This is a genomic window from Kitasatospora sp. NPDC001527, from assembly GCF_040298605.1.
Classification (GTDB): domain Bacteria; phylum Actinomycetota; class Actinomycetes; order Streptomycetales; family Streptomycetaceae; genus Kitasatospora.
Genome location: NZ_JBEPAM010000007.1, coordinates 121,870 through 137,479, shown reverse-complemented (window position 1 = coordinate 137,479; position 15,610 = coordinate 121,870). Strand labels below are relative to the sequence as shown.

At 76.0% G+C, this 15,610-nt stretch carries 15 protein-coding genes and 1 pseudogene; 5 read left to right on the top strand and 11 right to left on the bottom strand.

Annotation, left to right across the window (positions count from 1 at the left end; genetic code table 11):
• Positions 1-22: 22 nt before the first annotated feature.
• The 8 genes from ABT238_RS09925 to ABT238_RS09890 all read right to left on the bottom strand — a co-directional run bounded on the left by ABT238_RS09925 (position 23) and on the right by ABT238_RS09890 (position 7,691).
• Complete coding sequence (locus ABT238_RS09925; RefSeq protein ID WP_350567483.1) at positions 23-1,225, bottom strand: cytochrome P450 family protein; 1,203 nt, start codon at positions 1,223-1,225, stop codon at positions 23-25.
• Positions 1,222-1,857 (bottom strand): GTP-binding protein, encoded by a 636-nt coding sequence (locus ABT238_RS09920; protein ID WP_502884294.1) that lies wholly within the window; start codon positions 1,855-1,857, stop codon positions 1,222-1,224. The genes ABT238_RS09925 and ABT238_RS09920 overlap by 4 nt, the downstream gene beginning before the upstream one ends.
• Complete coding sequence (locus tag ABT238_RS09915) at positions 1,835-2,197, bottom strand: DUF742 domain-containing protein (RefSeq protein ID WP_350567480.1); 363 nt, start codon at positions 2,195-2,197, stop codon at positions 1,835-1,837. Before ABT238_RS09915 ends, ABT238_RS09920 begins: the two co-directional genes overlap by 23 nt.
• Positions 2,194-2,646 (bottom strand): roadblock/LC7 domain-containing protein, encoded by a 453-nt coding sequence (locus tag ABT238_RS09910; protein WP_350567478.1) that lies wholly within the window; start codon positions 2,644-2,646, stop codon positions 2,194-2,196. Before ABT238_RS09910 ends, ABT238_RS09915 begins: the two co-directional genes overlap by 4 nt.
• An 11-nt stretch (positions 2,647-2,657) precedes the next feature.
• Positions 2,658-4,511 (bottom strand): ATP-binding protein, encoded by a 1,854-nt coding sequence (locus ABT238_RS09905; RefSeq protein WP_350756415.1) that lies wholly within the window; start codon positions 4,509-4,511, stop codon positions 2,658-2,660.
• Between the two features lie 77 nt (positions 4,512-4,588).
• On the bottom strand, positions 4,589-5,611 hold the full coding sequence (locus ABT238_RS09900) for an MBL fold metallo-hydrolase (RefSeq protein WP_350567473.1): 1,023 nt from the start codon (positions 5,609-5,611) through the stop codon (positions 4,589-4,591).
• Between the two features lie 167 nt (positions 5,612-5,778).
• Positions 5,779-6,525 carry a hypothetical protein gene (locus ABT238_RS09895; RefSeq protein ID WP_350567470.1) on the bottom strand — a complete coding sequence of 249 codons (747 nt, stop codon included), beginning with the start codon at positions 6,523-6,525 and terminating at the stop codon, positions 5,779-5,781.
• Positions 6,526-6,767: 242 nt separating this feature from the next.
• Complete coding sequence (locus ABT238_RS09890; protein ID WP_350756413.1) at positions 6,768-7,691, bottom strand: GNAT family N-acetyltransferase; 924 nt, start codon at positions 7,689-7,691, stop codon at positions 6,768-6,770.
• 267 nt (positions 7,692-7,958) lie between these two features.
• Here ABT238_RS09890 and ABT238_RS09885 point away from each other — a divergent pair.
• The 3 genes and pseudogenes from ABT238_RS09885 (at position 7,959) to ABT238_RS09875 (ending at position 11,315) form a co-directional block, all read left to right on the top strand.
• Positions 7,959-9,286: pseudogene (locus tag ABT238_RS09885) on the top strand (MbnB/TglH/ChrH family RiPP precursor modification enzyme).
• A gap of 86 nt (positions 9,287-9,372) precedes the next feature.
• Complete coding sequence (locus ABT238_RS09880; RefSeq protein WP_350756411.1) at positions 9,373-10,452, top strand: TIGR04222 domain-containing membrane protein; 1,080 nt, start codon at positions 9,373-9,375, stop codon at positions 10,450-10,452.
• Between the two features lie 86 nt (positions 10,453-10,538).
• Positions 10,539-11,315, top strand: coding sequence for a TIGR04222 domain-containing membrane protein (locus tag ABT238_RS09875; RefSeq protein ID WP_350567462.1), 777 nt, complete (start codon positions 10,539-10,541; stop codon positions 11,313-11,315).
• A gap of 57 nt (positions 11,316-11,372) precedes the next feature.
• Here ABT238_RS09875 and hemQ read toward each other — a convergent pair whose 3' ends face one another.
• Genes hemQ through ABT238_RS09860 form a run of 3 tightly spaced genes read right to left on the bottom strand, consistent with a single transcriptional unit; the run spans position 11,373 to position 13,720 of the window.
• On the bottom strand, positions 11,373-12,098 hold the full coding sequence (gene hemQ / locus ABT238_RS09870) for a hydrogen peroxide-dependent heme synthase (protein ID WP_350567459.1): 726 nt from the start codon (positions 12,096-12,098) through the stop codon (positions 11,373-11,375).
• Entirely contained in the window at positions 12,095-13,531 is a 1,437-nt protein-coding gene (hemG, locus tag ABT238_RS09865; RefSeq protein ID WP_350567456.1) for a protoporphyrinogen oxidase, read from the bottom strand. Before hemG ends, hemQ begins: the two co-directional genes overlap by 4 nt.
• Before the next feature lie 21 nt (positions 13,532-13,552).
• Positions 13,553-13,720, bottom strand: a complete 168-nt coding sequence (locus ABT238_RS09860; protein ID WP_502891417.1) for a hypothetical protein — start codon at positions 13,718-13,720, stop codon at positions 13,553-13,555.
• 204 nt (positions 13,721-13,924) lie between these two features.
• Between ABT238_RS09860 and ABT238_RS09855 the strand changes: the two genes are divergently transcribed.
• Positions 13,925-14,437 (top strand): 2-thiouracil desulfurase family protein, encoded by a 513-nt coding sequence (locus tag ABT238_RS09855; protein WP_502891416.1) that lies wholly within the window; start codon positions 13,925-13,927, stop codon positions 14,435-14,437.
• Between the two features lie 136 nt (positions 14,438-14,573).
• Entirely contained in the window at positions 14,574-15,584 is a 1,011-nt protein-coding gene (locus tag ABT238_RS09850; protein ID WP_350756409.1) for a DUF4349 domain-containing protein, read from the top strand.
• The last annotated feature ends 26 nt before the right edge of the window (positions 15,585-15,610 follow it).

Genomic DNA, 15,610 nt, shown 5'->3' with positions numbered 1-15,610 from the left:
CGAGAGGTGTCCGGGCCTCGTGTCATCCGGCGACCGGGGTGAAGCGGACCGGGAGGCGGACCAGGGCGCGGTGGAAGGGGCCGGGGCGCCAGTGCAGGGTGTCGGCGGGTTCGGCGAGTTCGAGGTCGCCGATCCGGCTGGTCAGCTGTTCGATCGCGGTGATCGCGATCAGCAGGGCGGGGTCGCGGGCGGGGCAGGCGTGCGGGCCGGCCGCCCAGGCCAGGTGGGCGGACTCGCCGCTGCGCAGCCCGGCGGTGTCCGCGGTGTCGGCGGGCGGGGCGGCCTGGGAGTTGGCGGCCGCGTAGGAGACCAGGACGAGCGAGCCGGCCGGGATCGCGCGGCCGTGGAAGGTGACGTCGACGCGCGGGTAGTGGGCGGAGAGGTTGGCCAGCGGCGGCTCGTGCCAGAGCACCTCGTCGATCGCCTGGTGCGCCGTCATCGCGCCGCCGAACAGCGAGCCGGCGTAGCGGGCGTCGGTGAGCAGGCGCAGCAGGGCGTTGCCGATGAGGTTGGTGGTCGGTTCGTTCCCGGCGATCATGGTGAGGGTGATCTGCCGGACCACCTCGTCGTTGTCCAGGCCCGCCGGGTGGGTGAGGAACCAGGAGGTCAGGTCGTGCCGGGGGCGTTCGCGGCGCTCGGCGACCATCCCGGTGACCACCTCGACGAGGTCGGTGTACGCGGCCACCGCGTGCCGGGTGGACTCGATCGAGCCGACGATGCCGGCCACCAGCCGCTCGCGGTGCTCCTCGGGCACGCCGAAGCCGGTGGTGAGGACGTGGACGGGCAGCCGGCGGGCGTAGTCGACGATGAGGTCGGCGGAGCCGCTCTCCCCGAAGGCGTCGATCAGCCGGTGGGAGACCTCGGCGACCCGGCGCTGCAGCTGGTGGGGTTCCAGCAGGGCCAGACCGTCGGTGATCACCTGCCGGTAGCGGGCGTGCGTCGCGCCGTCGCTGAACAGCGCGGTCGGCCGGTAGCCGAGCACCGGCAGCAGCGGGGAGTCCGGCGGGACGGTCCGCTGCCAGGCGCGGGAGTCCTTGGAGAAGGTGTCGGTGTCGCGCAGCAGGTCGAGGGCGGCCTGGTAGTCGGTGACCAGCAGGGCCGTGACGCCGGGCGCGATCTCCACCTCGGCGACCGGCCCCTGGCGGCGCAGCCGCTCGTAGACGGCCCGCGGGTCGGCGGCGAAGGCCGGGCCGTGGAGCGCGGCCGGGGGGTGCGCGGGGGTCATGGCTGCTCCGGGTCGGCGGCGGGGAGGCCGTGCAGGACGTGCTCGGTGAGGGCGATCAGCGCGTCCAGGCTGGAGCCGCGCTCCCGGGCGTCGCAGAGCACCAGCGGGGTGCTCGCGTGCAGGTCGAGGTGGCTGCGCAGGACCGCGGCCGGGTGGACCGGTGAGTCGGGGAAGCGGTTGACGGCGACCGCGTAGGGCAGTCCCTGCTCCTCGACCATGTCCATGATCTCGAAGGAGTCGGCGAGCCGGCGGGTGTCGGCCAGGACGAGGGCGCCGATGGCCCCGCGCGCGATGTCCTGCCAGAGCGGGAAGAACCGCCGCTGGCCCGGGGTGCCGAACATGTAGAGCACCAGCTCGCCGGGCAGGGTGAGCCGGCCGAAGTCGACCGCGACCGTGGTGGTGGTCTTGCCCGGGAGGCCCGCCACGTCGTCGACGGGGGCGCCGGTCTCGGTCATCGCCTCCTCGGTGTGCAGGGTCGGGATCTCCGAGAGGGTGCGGATGAAGGTGGTCTTGCCGACGCCGAACGGGCCGGCGACCACCAGCTTCATCAGGGTCTGTTCGGGGTCGGGCAGGTAGCCCACCCGGTCCGGCCGCCCCGGGCCGGGCGGATTACCGGAGAGTGCGGAGTCCAACGAGGAGCCTCTCGACGAGGGAGCGGTCGGTCTGCTGGGCGCGGGGGATCGGCGCGCGGGCGTGCAGGCAGCCCGCCTCGACCAGATCGGCCGCGAGGAACACGGTGGCGCTGACCGGCAGCCGCAGGTGCGCGGCGGCCTCCACCACGGTGAGCGCGCCGGGCCGTAAGAGTTCCCAGAGCCGCCGGTGCTCCGCCTCCAGTTCCGCGAGCGCCGACGGCCGTTCGGCGCCGGCCGCGAACAGCACGGTGAGCCGTTCGAAGCCGTCGCCGCCCGGTCGGGTCCGGCCGCCGGTCGCCAGGTAGGCGGGGACCATCCGCCTGCGGGGGGTGGGGGTCATGACCGCGCGGGGGCGTCCTGCCGCCTGGCCGGGCTCGCCAGTGCCCGGCCCAGGGCGGCGACCTGGACCTGCATCTGGTAGGCGACGTTGCCCAGTTGGGCGTCGGGCGTGGTGAAGACGGCGAGCGAGGTGTTCTCGCCGGCCGGGACGACGACGGCGAAGCCCAGCTCGGACTCGACGACGGTCTGCGCGAGCCGGGGCTGCTCGGCGTCGGTGAAGGCGGTGGTGAACGCCCGGGCGGCGGCGTGCACGGTGGCGGTCATCGCGGCGACCCGCTCGGCGGAGGCGCGGGCGAGGCCGTCCGAGGCGGCCTCGACCAGGCCGTCGCCGGTGGCGACCACCGCGTGGACGACGCCCGGCAGTTCCAGGAGCGGGGTCAGCACCCAGGCGATGCCGTCGGTGTCGGACGGGCTGGGCGTGGTGCTGGTGGGGCTGGGCGTGCTGCTCACGGCGCGGCTCCTCAGGGGGTCTGGGTGGTGCGGCGGCCGGACGCGTCCGCGGGGCCGTCGCCGGTGTGCGCGGCGTCGGGGCGGGGCGGGGCCGCCCGGTCGGCGCCGGTGGGGCCGGTCGCCGCGGGGGACGGGGGGTGGGGGCTGGGGGCGGGGCCGGCCGGATCGGCGGCGGCCCCGGTGGCGGCGTCGGCCCCGGATTCGGCTTCCGCGACGGCGGCGCGGCCGGAGCCGGTGCCGTGCTGGAGCGCCTGCCAGCGGGCGGCGGCCTGCTCGGGCGTCCGTACCGGCCGGCCCGGGGTGCCGGCCGGGGCGGCCGGGGCGGCCGGTACGGCCGGCGCCAGCGGGCGGCGCCGGCGGCGGCTGGGCAGCCCGGTGCCGTCGTCCGCCGCGCCCGGGCCGTCCGGGACCGCGCGCACCGCCGGGACGGCGTGCACGGGCGAATCGTCGGGGCGGCCGGGCCGGTCGGGCACGTCCGCCGGGTCCGGAGCGTCCGCCGCTCCGGGGGTGTCCGGCACCGGCGGGACGACGCGGATGGCCGGCACGCCGTCACGGCCCCGGCCGCCGGCCGGTCCGGGGGCGGACGGTGCGGTGGGCGCGGCCCCGGCGCGCAGCGGCAGCGGGGTGAGCACCGAGAGCTGCTGCTCCTTGTCCACCACGGTCAGCAGACCGGCCGGGATCCGGACCAGCGCGCGCATGCCCCCGTAGGGCGACGGCTCGACGTGACAGGAGAAACCGTACTGCCGGGCCAGCTTGCCGACCACCGCGAACCCGGTCTTCGGCGGGTTGCCCAGCTCGGTGAGCAGCACCTCGGGCGGGCCGGCCAGCAGCCGGCGGGCCCGGCGCAGCTGGTCCTCCTCCATGCCGATGCCGCTGTCGTCGACGATCACCAGCGCGCCCCGGCCGCCCTGCTGGACGGTGACCGGGACGTCCGTCTCCGGGTGCGAGTACGCGGTGGCGTTGGCGAGCAGCTCGGCGACGGCGATGGCCACCGGTTCGGCGGCCCGGGCGACCACGGCGAGCCGGTCCTCGCGCAGGTGGTTGGCGACCTTGATGCGGGCGTAGCCGGGCACCCGGGAGAGCGCGCCGACGACGACCTCGGCGAGCGGCGAGTCGGTGCGGGCCAGTCCCGGCCAGGCCTCGCAGAGCACGGCGACGGTCTGGATCCGGCGCAGCGCGACCTCGTTGCGGAAGTCGACCTCCAGCAGCCGGGGGTCGTCGTTGTCGTGCTGGAGCTGCTGGACCAGGCTCTGGATCTGGTAGAGCAGGGTCTGGATCTTGGACGTGGCGCCGCGCATCGCGGAGCGGGCGGCGGCGTCGACCCGTTCCCGCTCGTCGGTGACGGCGGCGGAGGCGGCGTCCAGGACGGCCTGCAGGGCCTGGAGGGCGTCGGGGCCGACGGCGGCGGCGTCGAGCGGTGCGGCGATCGGCACGTGGGGGTGGCTCAGCCGCAGGGTGGCGGTGGCCACGCGTTCGGTGGCGAGGTGGCCGATCTCGGCCAGCAGGGCGGCGGTGCGCCGCTCGGCCCCGGCGGCGCGCTGCCCGGCCTCGGCGGCCCGCTGCCCGGTCTCGGTCGCCCGGTCCTCCGCCCGGCGGGCGCGGTCCTCGGCGGCCAGCGCGCGGTCCTCGGCGGCGCCGGCCCGCTGGGCCGCGTCGTGCGCCTCGGCCCGTGCCTCGCGCGCCTGCTGCTCGGCCCGGCCGGCCCGGCCCTCGGCGACCCGGGCGCGCTCCTCGGCCAGAGCGGCCGCGGCCTCGCCGGAGGCGGCCCGGGCGAGCGCGCCGGAGCGGCCGCGGGCCAGCCACCCGGCCGCGGCGAGCGCGGCCAGCGCGATCAGCGCCAGGGCCGGTACCAGCAGCTGCGTCATCGACGTCCTCGGAGTTTCCTTGTACGAAGAACGGAGTGGGGCGGGGCGGTGCGAAGGGTTCGGGCGGGGCGGCTGGCTCAGGCCGCGTCGCCGGCGGTGGCGCGCGGGCGGGGGGCGCGCCGTTCGGCGTCCTCCTCCAGCTCCCGGGCGACCAGGGCCACCTGGCCCATCGCCTCCAGGATGTTCGGCACCCCGGTGCCGTCCAGGTGCCGGTACTCGGCGGCGACGGTGAGCACCAGCCGCTCGGGCAGGCCGAGTTCGGGGTGGCGCTGCTCGGCGATGATCCGGCGGGCCGCGTCCAGGGCGGGCAGACCGGCCCGGTGCAGGGCGTGCGCGCGCTCGCGGACGTAGCCGAGGTAGGCGATGTGCTCGCGGACGCCGGCCCGGTCCAGCACCGGGCCGTGGCCGGGGACGATGACCTCGGCGCCGGTGGCCAGGATCGCCTCGCAGGCGGCGATCACGTTCTCCAGCGGACCGGCCCAGTGCGAGGGGTGGTCGCCGGGCTGTGCGGCGCTCGACCCGAAGATCACGTCGCCGGCGAACACCGCGCGCTGGTGCGGGAGGTGGACGATGAGGTCGCCGCCGGTGTGCGCGGAGGGCAGGCCGGTGATCTGGACGGGGTACTCCCCCACCCGCAGTTCCAGTTCGCCGCGGAAGACGGTGTCCGGGTGGACGGGCTCGGTCCGCGACCAGTCGAACTGCCCGAAGTGGCGGCGGAGGTAGCCGCCGAGCGGCGAGTCCGGGTCGCTGCCGACGACCAGGGCGTGGGTCTGCTGCGGCGTCGGCTCCCAGTGGATGTGCTCCAGCGCCTCGCGGGTGGCGATCACCTCGGCGTCCGGCAGGACGCCCGCGCCCCAGAGGTGGTCGCCGTTGGCGTGGGTGACGACGATCCGGTCGACGGTGACGCCGTCGGCCAGCCGTTTGCGGCTCTCGGCGAGGAACTCGGCGGCCAGCGAGGGGTCGTAGGGCGTGTCGATCCACAGCGCCGTCCGCTGCCCGGCGAGCAGTCCGCAGTTGGCCAGGCCCCAGCCGCGCTTCGGCGGGAGCCAGACGTACAGGTCCTCGGCAATCGCGCTCACGTTCGCACGGTTGATCGTCATGGGCGCGATTATGCCGATGATGTGACGATGATGGAGCAAAAGCCCGGCAATTCCGGCCAGTTCCTGCCCCGGAGTCTCCCGGGCTGTCCCCTTTTGCCCCTTCACTCGGCGGCCGAATGCGGCCCGACCGCACCGGGGCCGACGACGCCCGGCGTACCCGTGGACGCTCAGGCCGAGGGCAGGATGCGGCAGACCTCGACGGTCACGTCCACGGTGTCCAGTCCGATCACCCGGCCCTCGACCGCCACGAACCCCTTCTCCCCCGAGCGGAACAGCGCGGCCAGCGGGGACTGCCGCCCGGCGGACGCCAGCGCCTCCACCGCCATCGCCGACCCGAACGCGAACACCCCGCAGAGCACCACGCAGGGCGCCTGCCGGGAGGTGCGGGTGACGAACACGAAGCCGTGGTCGCGGACGAGTTCGTCGGCCGCGTTGTACTGCGCCTCGAAAGCGATCCCGCCCCAGCGGGCCCGGGCCGCCTGCGGGTGCTCCAGCCGGAAGTCCGGGAAGCCGGCGGCCAGCACGCCGGCCGAGTAGGCGTTGACGTTCGGCCCGCCGATCGAGAAGGTCGGCATCCGCGGGTCCTGCGCGCCGGCGGTGACCAGTTCGATGGTGGCCTTGCGGTTGATCTTCCGCAGCAGGTCGGTGAGCTGGGCGATGGCCCGCGCCTCGGCCATCGGCATGAAGAGCAGGTTCCGCGGCCCCCGGCTGGTGAGCCGGCAGCCGTCCTTGGCGTAGACGAACTCGGCCACCTCGATGCTCGGGGTGACGATCTGCACCCGGCCGTAGGGTCCGAGCAGCACCCGCAGGAAGCCGTAGCGCAGGAAGAGGCGGGTGCGGGCGAGCGAGCGGGCGGCGAGAAAACCGATCACGGCCGGGACGAACCCGACCAGGATCTGGAGCAGGATCTCCATAGCGTCCCCCTGCGCGGAAGACTCGGGCACGAACAGTCTGCGCGGATGTGATGCCCCGTGAGGCGCCGGGAACTCCCGCGCCCGCCGCCCTCCCGGCTGCCACGCCGGTGAACGCGCCGGATTCACCCGTCCGGCGCAATCGATATCACGCTCCGTCACCGTTCCCGGGCGTGTGCGGCGACCCCGGGTGGCCTCGGGCAGCCCCGGGAGGCCTCCGCCGGCGCCCGGCAGCCCCCCGGGGCTCAGGCGTCCAGACGCTTGATGAACTTGCGCTCGCTCGCGCAGCGCTCGTAGCCCAGCCAGACGTTGATCGCGAGCATCGGCTCGTTGGTGGCGTCGTTGGAGGTGAAGGCGTGCCGCAGGCCGGCGGCGCGGGCGCGGCGCAGCGACTCCCGCTTGGCGAGCTTGCTCAGGCCCCGCCCGCGGTACGCCCGGCGGCAGGCGGTGAAGGCCGACCAGTAGCGCTCGGCGCCGTCCGTGCTGACGGCGCTGAACGCGGCCGGCACACCCTCGACCACGGCGACCACGGTCAGCTCCCGGTCGAGGTCCGGGCGGTGCCACTGCGCCGCCAGCCACTCCTCGTACTCGGTGGCGTCCATCACGATCTCGCCCGGCTCGTCCAGCGCCGCGTCCGCCTCGATCTCGAAGACCGGGTACGGGTCGGCCGCGAAGTCGCTCGCCGGGCGCAGCTCGACGCCGGCCGGCAGCGGCGGGGCCGGCGGCAGCGGGACGCTCAGGTCCCGGGCCGCGAAGTGGGCGGTCCGGCCGGCGGTGAAGCCGCGGGCCTCCGCGAAGGCCCGCGAGCCGGGCTCGTCGTCCACCCAGCTGTGCAGGTCGACGACGCCGTGCCCGGCGAGGTGCCGCTCGGCGGCGGCCAGCAGGGCGGTGAAGACCCCGCGCCGCCGGAACTCCGGCAGCACGCTGCCGTTGGCGTGGCCGACGCCGGTCGTGGTGGTGCCCGTCACCACTCCGCAGCGCACCGAGCCGACCACCCGGCCGTCCAGCTCGGCGACGAAGGTGCGGTAGTGGGCGCCCTCCGCCCGGCGGGCGTTCAGCCAGACGAACATCTCGGGCGTCAGGACCAGGTGCTCGCGCCCGGCGCGGTGGGCCGCCGCGACGGCCTCGGCGTCGTCGGGGCGGAAGACACGAATCGTCAGTGTTGTCATAGGTGCGTCACAGTAGCCGCCGGGCGGGCGGTGCGCCGCCGGTTTTTTCGGCCGGAACCCGCCCCACCTGCGGCGATGCGGCGGGCCCCGGTCACGGGTCGGCCATTGACGCCACGCCAAGCTCAAGTAATGCTCTGAGATGACCGGGTGAGGCTTGGCAATCGCACCGCCCGGGGACATGCTCAGCACCACCGCCCGGCGGCCCTGGCGACGAGGCCAGCGCCGACCGACGGCCTTCCCACCCAGCCCTCCGAAGGGGGCGCACCGATGACGTCTCCCGCCCTGCACACAGGCACCGCCGACATCACCGGCACCACTGGCACCACTGGCACCACCGGTACCGGCGGCACCGGGCGCCGGCTCGGCGTCGGCCTCGGCTGGCGCAGCGAGATCGACACCGTGGTCGAACGGCAGCCCGGCCTGGACTGGGTCGAGGTGGTCGCCGAGAACATCTGCGCCGGCCACCTCCCGGAGTCCCTGCGGATCCTGCTCGACCGCGGCCTCACCGTCGTCCCGCACGGCGTCGGGCTCGGCCTCGGCGGCGCCGACCGCCCCGACCCGGCCCGCCTCGCCCGGCTCGCCGAGACCGCCGGGGCGCTCGGCTCCCCGCTGGTCACCGAGCACCTGGCGTTCGTCCGGGCCGGCGGCCTGGAGGCCGGCCACCTGCTGCCGGTGCCGCGCTCGCGCGACGCCCTGCGGGTGATCGCCGAGAACGTCCGGATCGCCCAGGACCAGCTGCCGGTGCCGCTGGCCCTGGAGAACATCGCCGCCCAGCTGGCCTGGCCGGACGACGAGCTGACCGAGGGGCAGTTCCTCGCCGAGCTGGTCGAGCGGACCGGCGTACGGCTGCTGATCGACGTCGCCAACCTGCACACCAACCGGGTCAACCTCGGCATCGACCCGGCCGCCGAACTGGACCGCCTGCCGCTGGAGGCGCTCGCCTACGTGCACGTCGCGGGCGGCACCATGGTCGACGGCGTCTGGCACGACACCCACGCCCACCCGGTCACCGAACCCGTGCTGGAGGTGCTGGCCGAGCTGTGCGCCCGGACCGCCCCGCCCGGGGTGCTGCTGGAACGCGACGCCGCGTTCCCGCCGCCGGCCGAACTGGCCACCGAACTCGACGCCATCCGGCGGGTGCTGGACGGCGGTGCCGCGCGGTGACCGCCGCCCCGGCCCCCGGCGCCGACGCCGCCCGCGCCCGGCTGGCGGCCCGGCAGACCGCCCTGCTCACCGCCCTGGTGGCCGGCGGCCCGGTGCCGCCCGGCTTCGACCCCGCCCAGGTGCGCGCCCAGGCCGCCGGCCTGGCCGCCAAGCGGCGCGACACCGCCGCCAAGGTCGCCCCGGACCTGCCCCGCCTGCTCGGCACCCGGTACGGCCCGCTGTTCCTCGCCTACGCCCGCAACCACCCGCAGACCGGCGGCGGCTACCGCGCCGACGCCCGGTCCTTCGCCGCCTGGGCGCTCGCCGAGGGCGAGGGCCTGGACGCCGACGCCCGCCGGTCGCTGGCGCAGTGGCTCGATCCCGCCCCGGAACGGCCGCCGGGCCCGCTCGCCCGCCTGCGGCGCGCCCTACGGCCCGGCCGCGCCGCCTGAGCGGCGCCCGCCGGCCCACCCCAGAACCGCCCGAACCGCGGCGCCGCGCGCGCCGGAACCACGTCTCACGACCGGGGGAACCGCCCATGTGGCACAACGCCTACTACCTGATCCCGGCCGCCGCGCTGGCCGTCACCGTCGTGCGGGCCTCCCGCGCCAGGCAGGCCGCGCAGCGCGTCACCGACCCGCAGGGCCTGCCCGGCCGCGGCCTCCAGCTCCTCCACGCCGCCTTCCTCACCGGCGGCCCCGGCCGGGTCTTCGACACCGCCCTGGTGCGGATGCACCGGGCCGGCCACGTCGTGGTCAGCCGCTCCCGGCTGGTCACCCTCACCACCGACAGCCCGTACGACCGGGTCGAGCGGGAGATCGTCGACGCGATCGGCCCGTCCCGCAGCCGCGACCTCGGCTCGCTGCGCGTCGCCGTGATGCGCTCGCCGAGCGTCCAGGCGATCGGCGACGAGCTCGCCGCCCGCGGCCTGCTGCGCAACCCCGCCGCGCTGCGCCGGGCGCGCACCGCGAACCGGTCCATCTGGCTCGCGCTGCTGCTGACGGTGGCCGTCACCGCCGCCGCCTACCTACTGGACTCCGACGAGCCCGGCCGGGACCACCCCGCCCTGTGGATCCCCGTCGTCCTGCTCGGCTTCGGTCTGGTCTCCCTCCTGACCACCCGCTCGCCCCAGGAACGGATCACCCCGGCCGGACGCCGGCAGATCGGGCTGATGGACGGCGGCAGCCCGTGGCGGCCGCGGCACGGAGCCCGCAACGCCGACTCCGCGCTGCTGGGCGCGATCGCGCTCGGCGGTCTGGCCGCCGCCGGCGCCGCCGAGTTCGTCGGCGAGTTCGGCGACGAGGAGCTCCTGGAGGCGCTGATCGCCCCGACGGCCGAGGAGGAGGCGGCCAGGGCGGCCGGCTACTCCACCGCCTCCTCGTCCTCCGGCTCCTCGGGTTCCTCGGGCTCCGGCTGCGGCAGCGGCCCGGCGGTCTGGTGCGGCTCCTCCTCCGACTCCGGCTCGGGCTCCGGCTCCTCCGACTCGGGTTCCTCCGGCTCCTCGGGTTCGAGCTGCGGCGCGAGTTCGTCCAGCTGCTCCTCGTCCTCCGGTTCCAGCTGCGGTTCCTCCTCGTCCTCCAGCTGCGGTTCCAGCTGTGGCGGAGGCTGCGGCTCCTGACCGCGGGCCCCACCGGACGTCACAGTTCGGTATCGCGGTCCGGGAAGACGTTCCACGTGCGGCGCGGCCGGGGCTACAACAACCCCATGTGGTTGCTCTTCCTGCTCCCGGCCTGCGTCGCCGCGGTGCTCTCCTGCATCCGGCTGGTCCGGATGACCGCCGCCGCCGACGCGCTCTCGGAGCAGGAAGGCCCCCGGCCGCCCGAGGCGGTCGGCATCGGGCTGTACGAGACGGCCTACCTGGCCGGCGGACCGGACCGGGTGGTCGAACTGGCCCTCGTCCTGATGGCCTCCCGGGGCCGGCTGCACCTCGCCCACACCGGCTGGACCACCGTGGTCGACCCGCGCGGGCGCAGCCGGCTGGAGCGCGCGGTGGTCGCCACCGTCGGTCCGGAGGGCCAGTGCCGCACCGACGACCTGCGGGCGGCGATGGCCGCCCACCCCACCGTGCTGGAGATCGGCAGCCGGCTGTCACTGGCCGGGCTGGCCACCCCGGCGGCGATCCAGCGGCACACCGTGCTGGTGGTCCGCCAGGTCCGGCAGGCGCTGCTGCTCTCCCTGGTGCTGCTGGTGGTCGCGCTGGTCGTCGGCGGCCTGTTGGACGGTGACGTGCTGACCCCGCTGGCCTGGTTCTCGCTGCCGCTGGTACTCACTTCGGGCACCCTGCTGATGGCCCGGATCGACGTCTACCCCTACACCCGCTGGGCCTCACCCGTCGGCCAGGAGGTGCTGCGCGAGGTCCGCCCGCCGCGCCAGCACGGGCTCACCGACGACGAGGAGCGCGAACTGCTCACCGCCGTGGCCATGAACGGCCCCGCCGCCCTCCCGGACGCCCGCCTGCGCGCCGCCCTGCGCCGCCACTGACACGGCGAGGGGCCCCGTCCGGTGCCCGGTGCCGGACGGGGCCCCTTCCCGTTGCGCTCAGGCCAGGCCGTTGAGAAGCTCGGCGACCGGCTTGCGGCGGCCGGTGAAGAACGGCACCTCCTCGCGGACGTGCAGCCGGGCCCGGGACGGGCGCAGGTCGCGCATCAGGTCCACGATCCGGTGCAGCTCGTCCGCCTCGAAGGCGAGCAGCCACTCGTAGTCGCCCAGCGCGAACGAGGCGACCGTGTTGGCCCGCACGTCCGGGTAGCCGCGCGCCATCTGGCCGTGCTCGGCGAGCATCGCGCGCCGCTCGGCGTCCGGCAGCAGGTACCACTCGTAGGAGCGGACGAACGGGTAGACGCAGACGTAGTCGCGCGGGTGCTCGTCGGCGAGGAACGCCGGGATGTGCGACTTGTTGAACTCCGCCGGGCGGTGCAGCGCCATGTTCGACCAGACCGGCTCCAGCAGCCGGCCCAGGCCGGTGCGGCGGAAGCGGTTGTACGCCTCCTGGAGGTCGTCGGAGTCCCCGGCGTGCCACCAGACCATGATGTCGGCGTCGGCCCGCAGACCGGACACGTCGTAGGTGCCGCGCACCGTCACGTCCTTGGCGGCGAGCTGGGCGAACAGCTCGTCCACCTCGGCGGCCAGGCCGGTGCGGTCCTCGGGCAGGGCGCCCTTGAGCTTGAACACCGACCACATCGTGTAGCGGATGACCTGGTTCAGGTCGCGCGCCTTCTTCTTCGCGGGCTGCTCGGCGGCCTGCTGCTCAACGGTCTCAGTCATGCGCCCATTGTCCTCTCCGTGACGTTCGCCCCGGTCAGCGGGGTAAGCACTCTGTCCAGCCCGGCGACGGCGGCCCGGGCGCTCGCGATGCACGCCGGGATGCCGACGCCGTCGTACGCCGCCCCGCACAGCGCCAGCGCGCCGACCCGGTCCGCGGCCGCCCGGATCCGGGCCACCCGGTCCAGGTGGCCGACCGGGTACTGCGGCAGTCCGGCCCGCCAGCGGGTGACGGCGGTGTCGTAGGGACGGGCGGTCAGGCCGATCGCCTCGCCCAGGTCGGCCAGCGAACGGGCGACCAGTTCCCCGTCGTCCAGCTCCAGCGGCTCCTCCTCGTGCAGCCGCCCCAGCGAGGTGCGCAGCACGAAGGCGTCCGGGGCGGAGCGCTCCAGCCAGCCCCACTTGTTGGAGGAGAACGTCGACGCCTTGATCCGGCGGCCGTCCACCGGCGGGACGAGGAAGCCGCTGCCGGCCGGGGGCCGCGGCAGGTCGGCGCGGCGGAAGGCCAGGGTGACCAGCGCCATCCCGGCGTACTCGACGCCGTCCAGCTCCGCGGCCGCGGCCGGCGCGTCGGCGCGCAGCAGCCGGGCGGCGGCGGGCGCGGGCACGGCCAGTACGACGGCGTCCGCGTCCAGGGTCCCGCCGTCGCCGGTGGTCACCCGCCAGCCGTCGGCGGTGCGCCGCAGCGCGGTCACCTCGGTGCGGGTGCGCAGCTCGACGCCGGCCTCGGCGCAGGCCGCGGCGACCGCCGTCGGCAGGGTGCCGAGGCCGCCGCGCAGGCCCTGGAAGACGGGGGTGTCCGCGCTCTTCGGCCGGTTGGCCAGCTCGCGCACCCCGTCGAGCAGCGAACCGCCGCCCCGGGCGACGGGCAGCAGCGCGGGCACCGCGGCGCGCAGCGAGATCTCGTCGGCGTGCCCGGCGTAGACACCGCCCAGCAGCGGCTCCACCAGCCGGTCCACCACCTCGCGGCCGAGCCGCTCGGCGACGTAGCGGCCGATCGCGACGTCGTCCGCGACCGCGTCCCCGGCCGCCTCGTTCCTGGCCCGCTCCAGCCCCTCGGCGCTCAGCACCCCGGAGTCCGCCAGCGCGGCGAGGTCCCCGGGGACGCCCATGACCTGCCCGCCGGGCAGCGGCCGCAGCGCGCCCCGGGTCCAGATCGCGGCCTTGGCGGTGGTCGGCGGCTCCAGCTCCTCCGCGAGCCCGACCGCCCGCGCCAGCTCGACCGCCTCCGGCCGCCGGGCCAGCATCGACTCGGCCCCGAGGTCCACCCGGACCCCGCCGACCTCGCCGCCCCACAGCTTCCCGCCGAGCCGCTCCGACGCCTCCACCAGCGTCACCCGCGCCCGCGCCGGCTCCCCCGCACCCCCACCGAGCACGGCGGCAGCGGTCAGTCCCGCGATACCGCCGCCGATCACCACGACATGTGCTTGCGCCATGCCTCGCAGTCTCGCAGGTCCTTACACGTTTGCCTCAATCCGCTGCACGCTTCGCCCTGGGGGGGCGGGGACGAGGGCCTCCAGGTCGATGTCGACCGCGAACGGCACCGGCCGCTCCAGCCGCTTGCGGAAGATCCCGGCCGGGGCGTAGGCCGGGACGTTGACGTCGGGCTCGTACGCGTGCACCACCGGAAGACCGTCCTCCTCCTCGATCAGCCAGTAGTGCGGAATGCCGGCCTCGGCGTACTTCCGCAGCTTGACGGGTACATCCGGTCGGCCGGTTCGGACACGGCCGTACGCTGGCCACTCCGGTGTGGCCTCGTCGGGGAGAGTCCTCCGTGGTGGACCTGACGGGTGAAGCGGTGCGGTGTCGACCGCAAAGGATGGCCACCCATGGCAGAGGTGCGGATCCGAACGGGCAGGAGTGGTCGAGTGGTGGACGGGACGGTGGCGTCCGAGGGCGCCGACGGGAAGGTGCTGGTGAGTGCGTGTCTGGCCGGGGTGCCGTGCCGGTACGACGGGCGGGCGAAGACGGCGGAGGTGGCCGTCGGGCTGGTGGCGGGCGGGCGGGGGGTCGTGGTGTGCCCGGAGGGGGCGGGCGGGCTGCCGACGCCGCGGCCCGCGGCGGAGATCGTGGGCGGGGACGGGGCGGACGTGCTGGACGGGCGGGCGCGGGTGGTGGACGCGACGGGGGCGGACCGCACGGAGGAGTTCGTGGCCGGGGCGCGGGCCGCGCTGGCCACGGCCGAGGCGGCGGGGGCGCGGCGGGCGGTGCTGATGGCGCGCAGCCCGTCCTGCGGGTGCGGGCAGGTGTACGACGGCACGTTCGGCGGGACGCTGCGGCCCGGCGACGGGGTGACGGCGGCGCTGCTGCGGCGGGCGGGGATCGCGGTGGAGGCCGTCTGACGCCTTGTCCGCTCCGCGGCCGAGCCGTGATCGAGTTGCGACCTCCCGGGCGGGTCCGATCCGGGCCCGCGCCCGTCGAATGGTGCGAGCGCTCCGGAAGGGGGCGCGGAACGGTCGACGCGGGGAGGGCCCGACGGTGGGACGAGGACGGCGCAGGGCGGGGGTGCTGGCGGCGGTGGCCGTGACGGCGGCGCTGGCGGCGGGGTGCGGGGCGGGTGGCGAGGCGCGGGACAACGCGGCGGCCGCCCCGGCGCAGGCCGCGGCCGGGGAGGCGGCCAAGGGGGACGCCGCGGTGGGGGCACCGGGGGCGGCCGCGTCGGCGGCGCCCAAGGCCGCGACGGGACAGGGCGCGACGGCTCCGGTGGTGGACGCCCGGCAGATCGCCTACTCGGCGCAGCTGACGGTGCGGGCGGCGAAGGTGGACGAGGTACTGGAGCGGGCCCGGGCGCTGGCACTCGCCGCGGGCGGCTATGTGGGGAGCGAGACGGCGAGCGGCGGAGCCGACCAGGCCGAGTCGACCGGCGTCCTGAGGAGCGGGCAGCTCACCGTGAAGGTGCCCTCGGCGGCGTTCCAGCAGACGCTGGACCAGCTGGCCGGACTCGGCGAGGTGGTCTCCCGGCGCAGCCAGGCGGAGGACCTGACCCAGCTGGTCGCGGACGTCAACAGCCGGATGCAGAGCCAGCAGGCGAGCGTGGACCGGGTGCGGGCGCTGATGGCGAAGGCGACGACGCTGGCCGAGGTCGTCAGCCTGGAGAGCGAGCTGAGCCGCCGGGAGGCGGACCTGGAGTCGCTGCAGAAGCAGGTCAAGGAGCTGTCGGCGAAGACCTCGCTGTCCACCATCACCCTGGACGTGCGGCAGAAGCAGGACGAGCGGCCGCAGGACACCCCGGACGCGCCGAAGAAGAAGGACGGCTTCTGGGCGTCGGTCGGCTCGGCGCTGAGCGGCGGCTGGCACGTGCTGGCCGTGATCGTGCGCGGAACCGTCGTGGCGGTGGCGGCGGTGCTGCCGTTCCTGCTGGTGGCGGCGCCGGTCGCGGCGGTGCTGTGGGCGGTGCGCGCCCGGCGCCGGAAGGCGGCCGGCCCCGCCCTCCCGGTGCCGGACCAGGAGGAGGAAGAGGACGAGGAAGAGGAGCCACAGGCGCCCTGACGGCCGCGGGCCCCTCCGGGGAACCG

Bases quoted from the DNA above. Each gene is read 5' to 3' on its own strand.
- ABT238_RS09890 (WP_350756413.1), bottom strand. From the start codon at position 7,691: ATGACAACACTGACGATTCGTGTCTTCCGCCCCGACGACGCCGAGGCC.
- ABT238_RS09905 (WP_350756415.1), bottom strand. From the start codon at position 4,511: ATGACGCAGCTGCTGGTACCGGCCCTGGCGCTGATCGCGCTGGCCGCG.
- ABT238_RS09880 (WP_350756411.1), top strand. From the start codon at position 9,373: ATGTGGCACAACGCCTACTACCTGATCCCGGCCGCCGCGCTGGCCGTC.
- ABT238_RS09895 (WP_350567470.1), bottom strand. From the start codon at position 6,525: ATGGAGATCCTGCTCCAGATCCTGGTCGGGTTCGTCCCGGCCGTGATC.
- ABT238_RS09915 (WP_350567480.1), bottom strand. From the start codon at position 2,197: ATGACCCCCACCCCCCGCAGGCGGATGGTCCCCGCCTACCTGGCGACC.
- hemG (WP_350567456.1), bottom strand. From the start codon at position 13,531: ATGGCGCAAGCACATGTCGTGGTGATCGGCGGCGGTATCGCGGGACTG.
- hemQ (WP_350567459.1), bottom strand. From the start codon at position 12,098: ATGACTGAGACCGTTGAGCAGCAGGCCGCCGAGCAGCCCGCGAAGAAG.
- ABT238_RS09925 (WP_350567483.1), bottom strand. From the start codon at position 1,225: ATGACCCCCGCGCACCCCCCGGCCGCGCTCCACGGCCCGGCCTTCGCC.
- ABT238_RS09900 (WP_350567473.1), bottom strand. From the start codon at position 5,611: ATGACGATCAACCGTGCGAACGTGAGCGCGATTGCCGAGGACCTGTAC.
- ABT238_RS09855 (WP_502891416.1), top strand. From the start codon at position 13,925: ATGGCAGAGGTGCGGATCCGAACGGGCAGGAGTGGTCGAGTGGTGGAC.
- ABT238_RS09875 (WP_350567462.1), top strand. From the start codon at position 10,539: ATGTGGTTGCTCTTCCTGCTCCCGGCCTGCGTCGCCGCGGTGCTCTCC.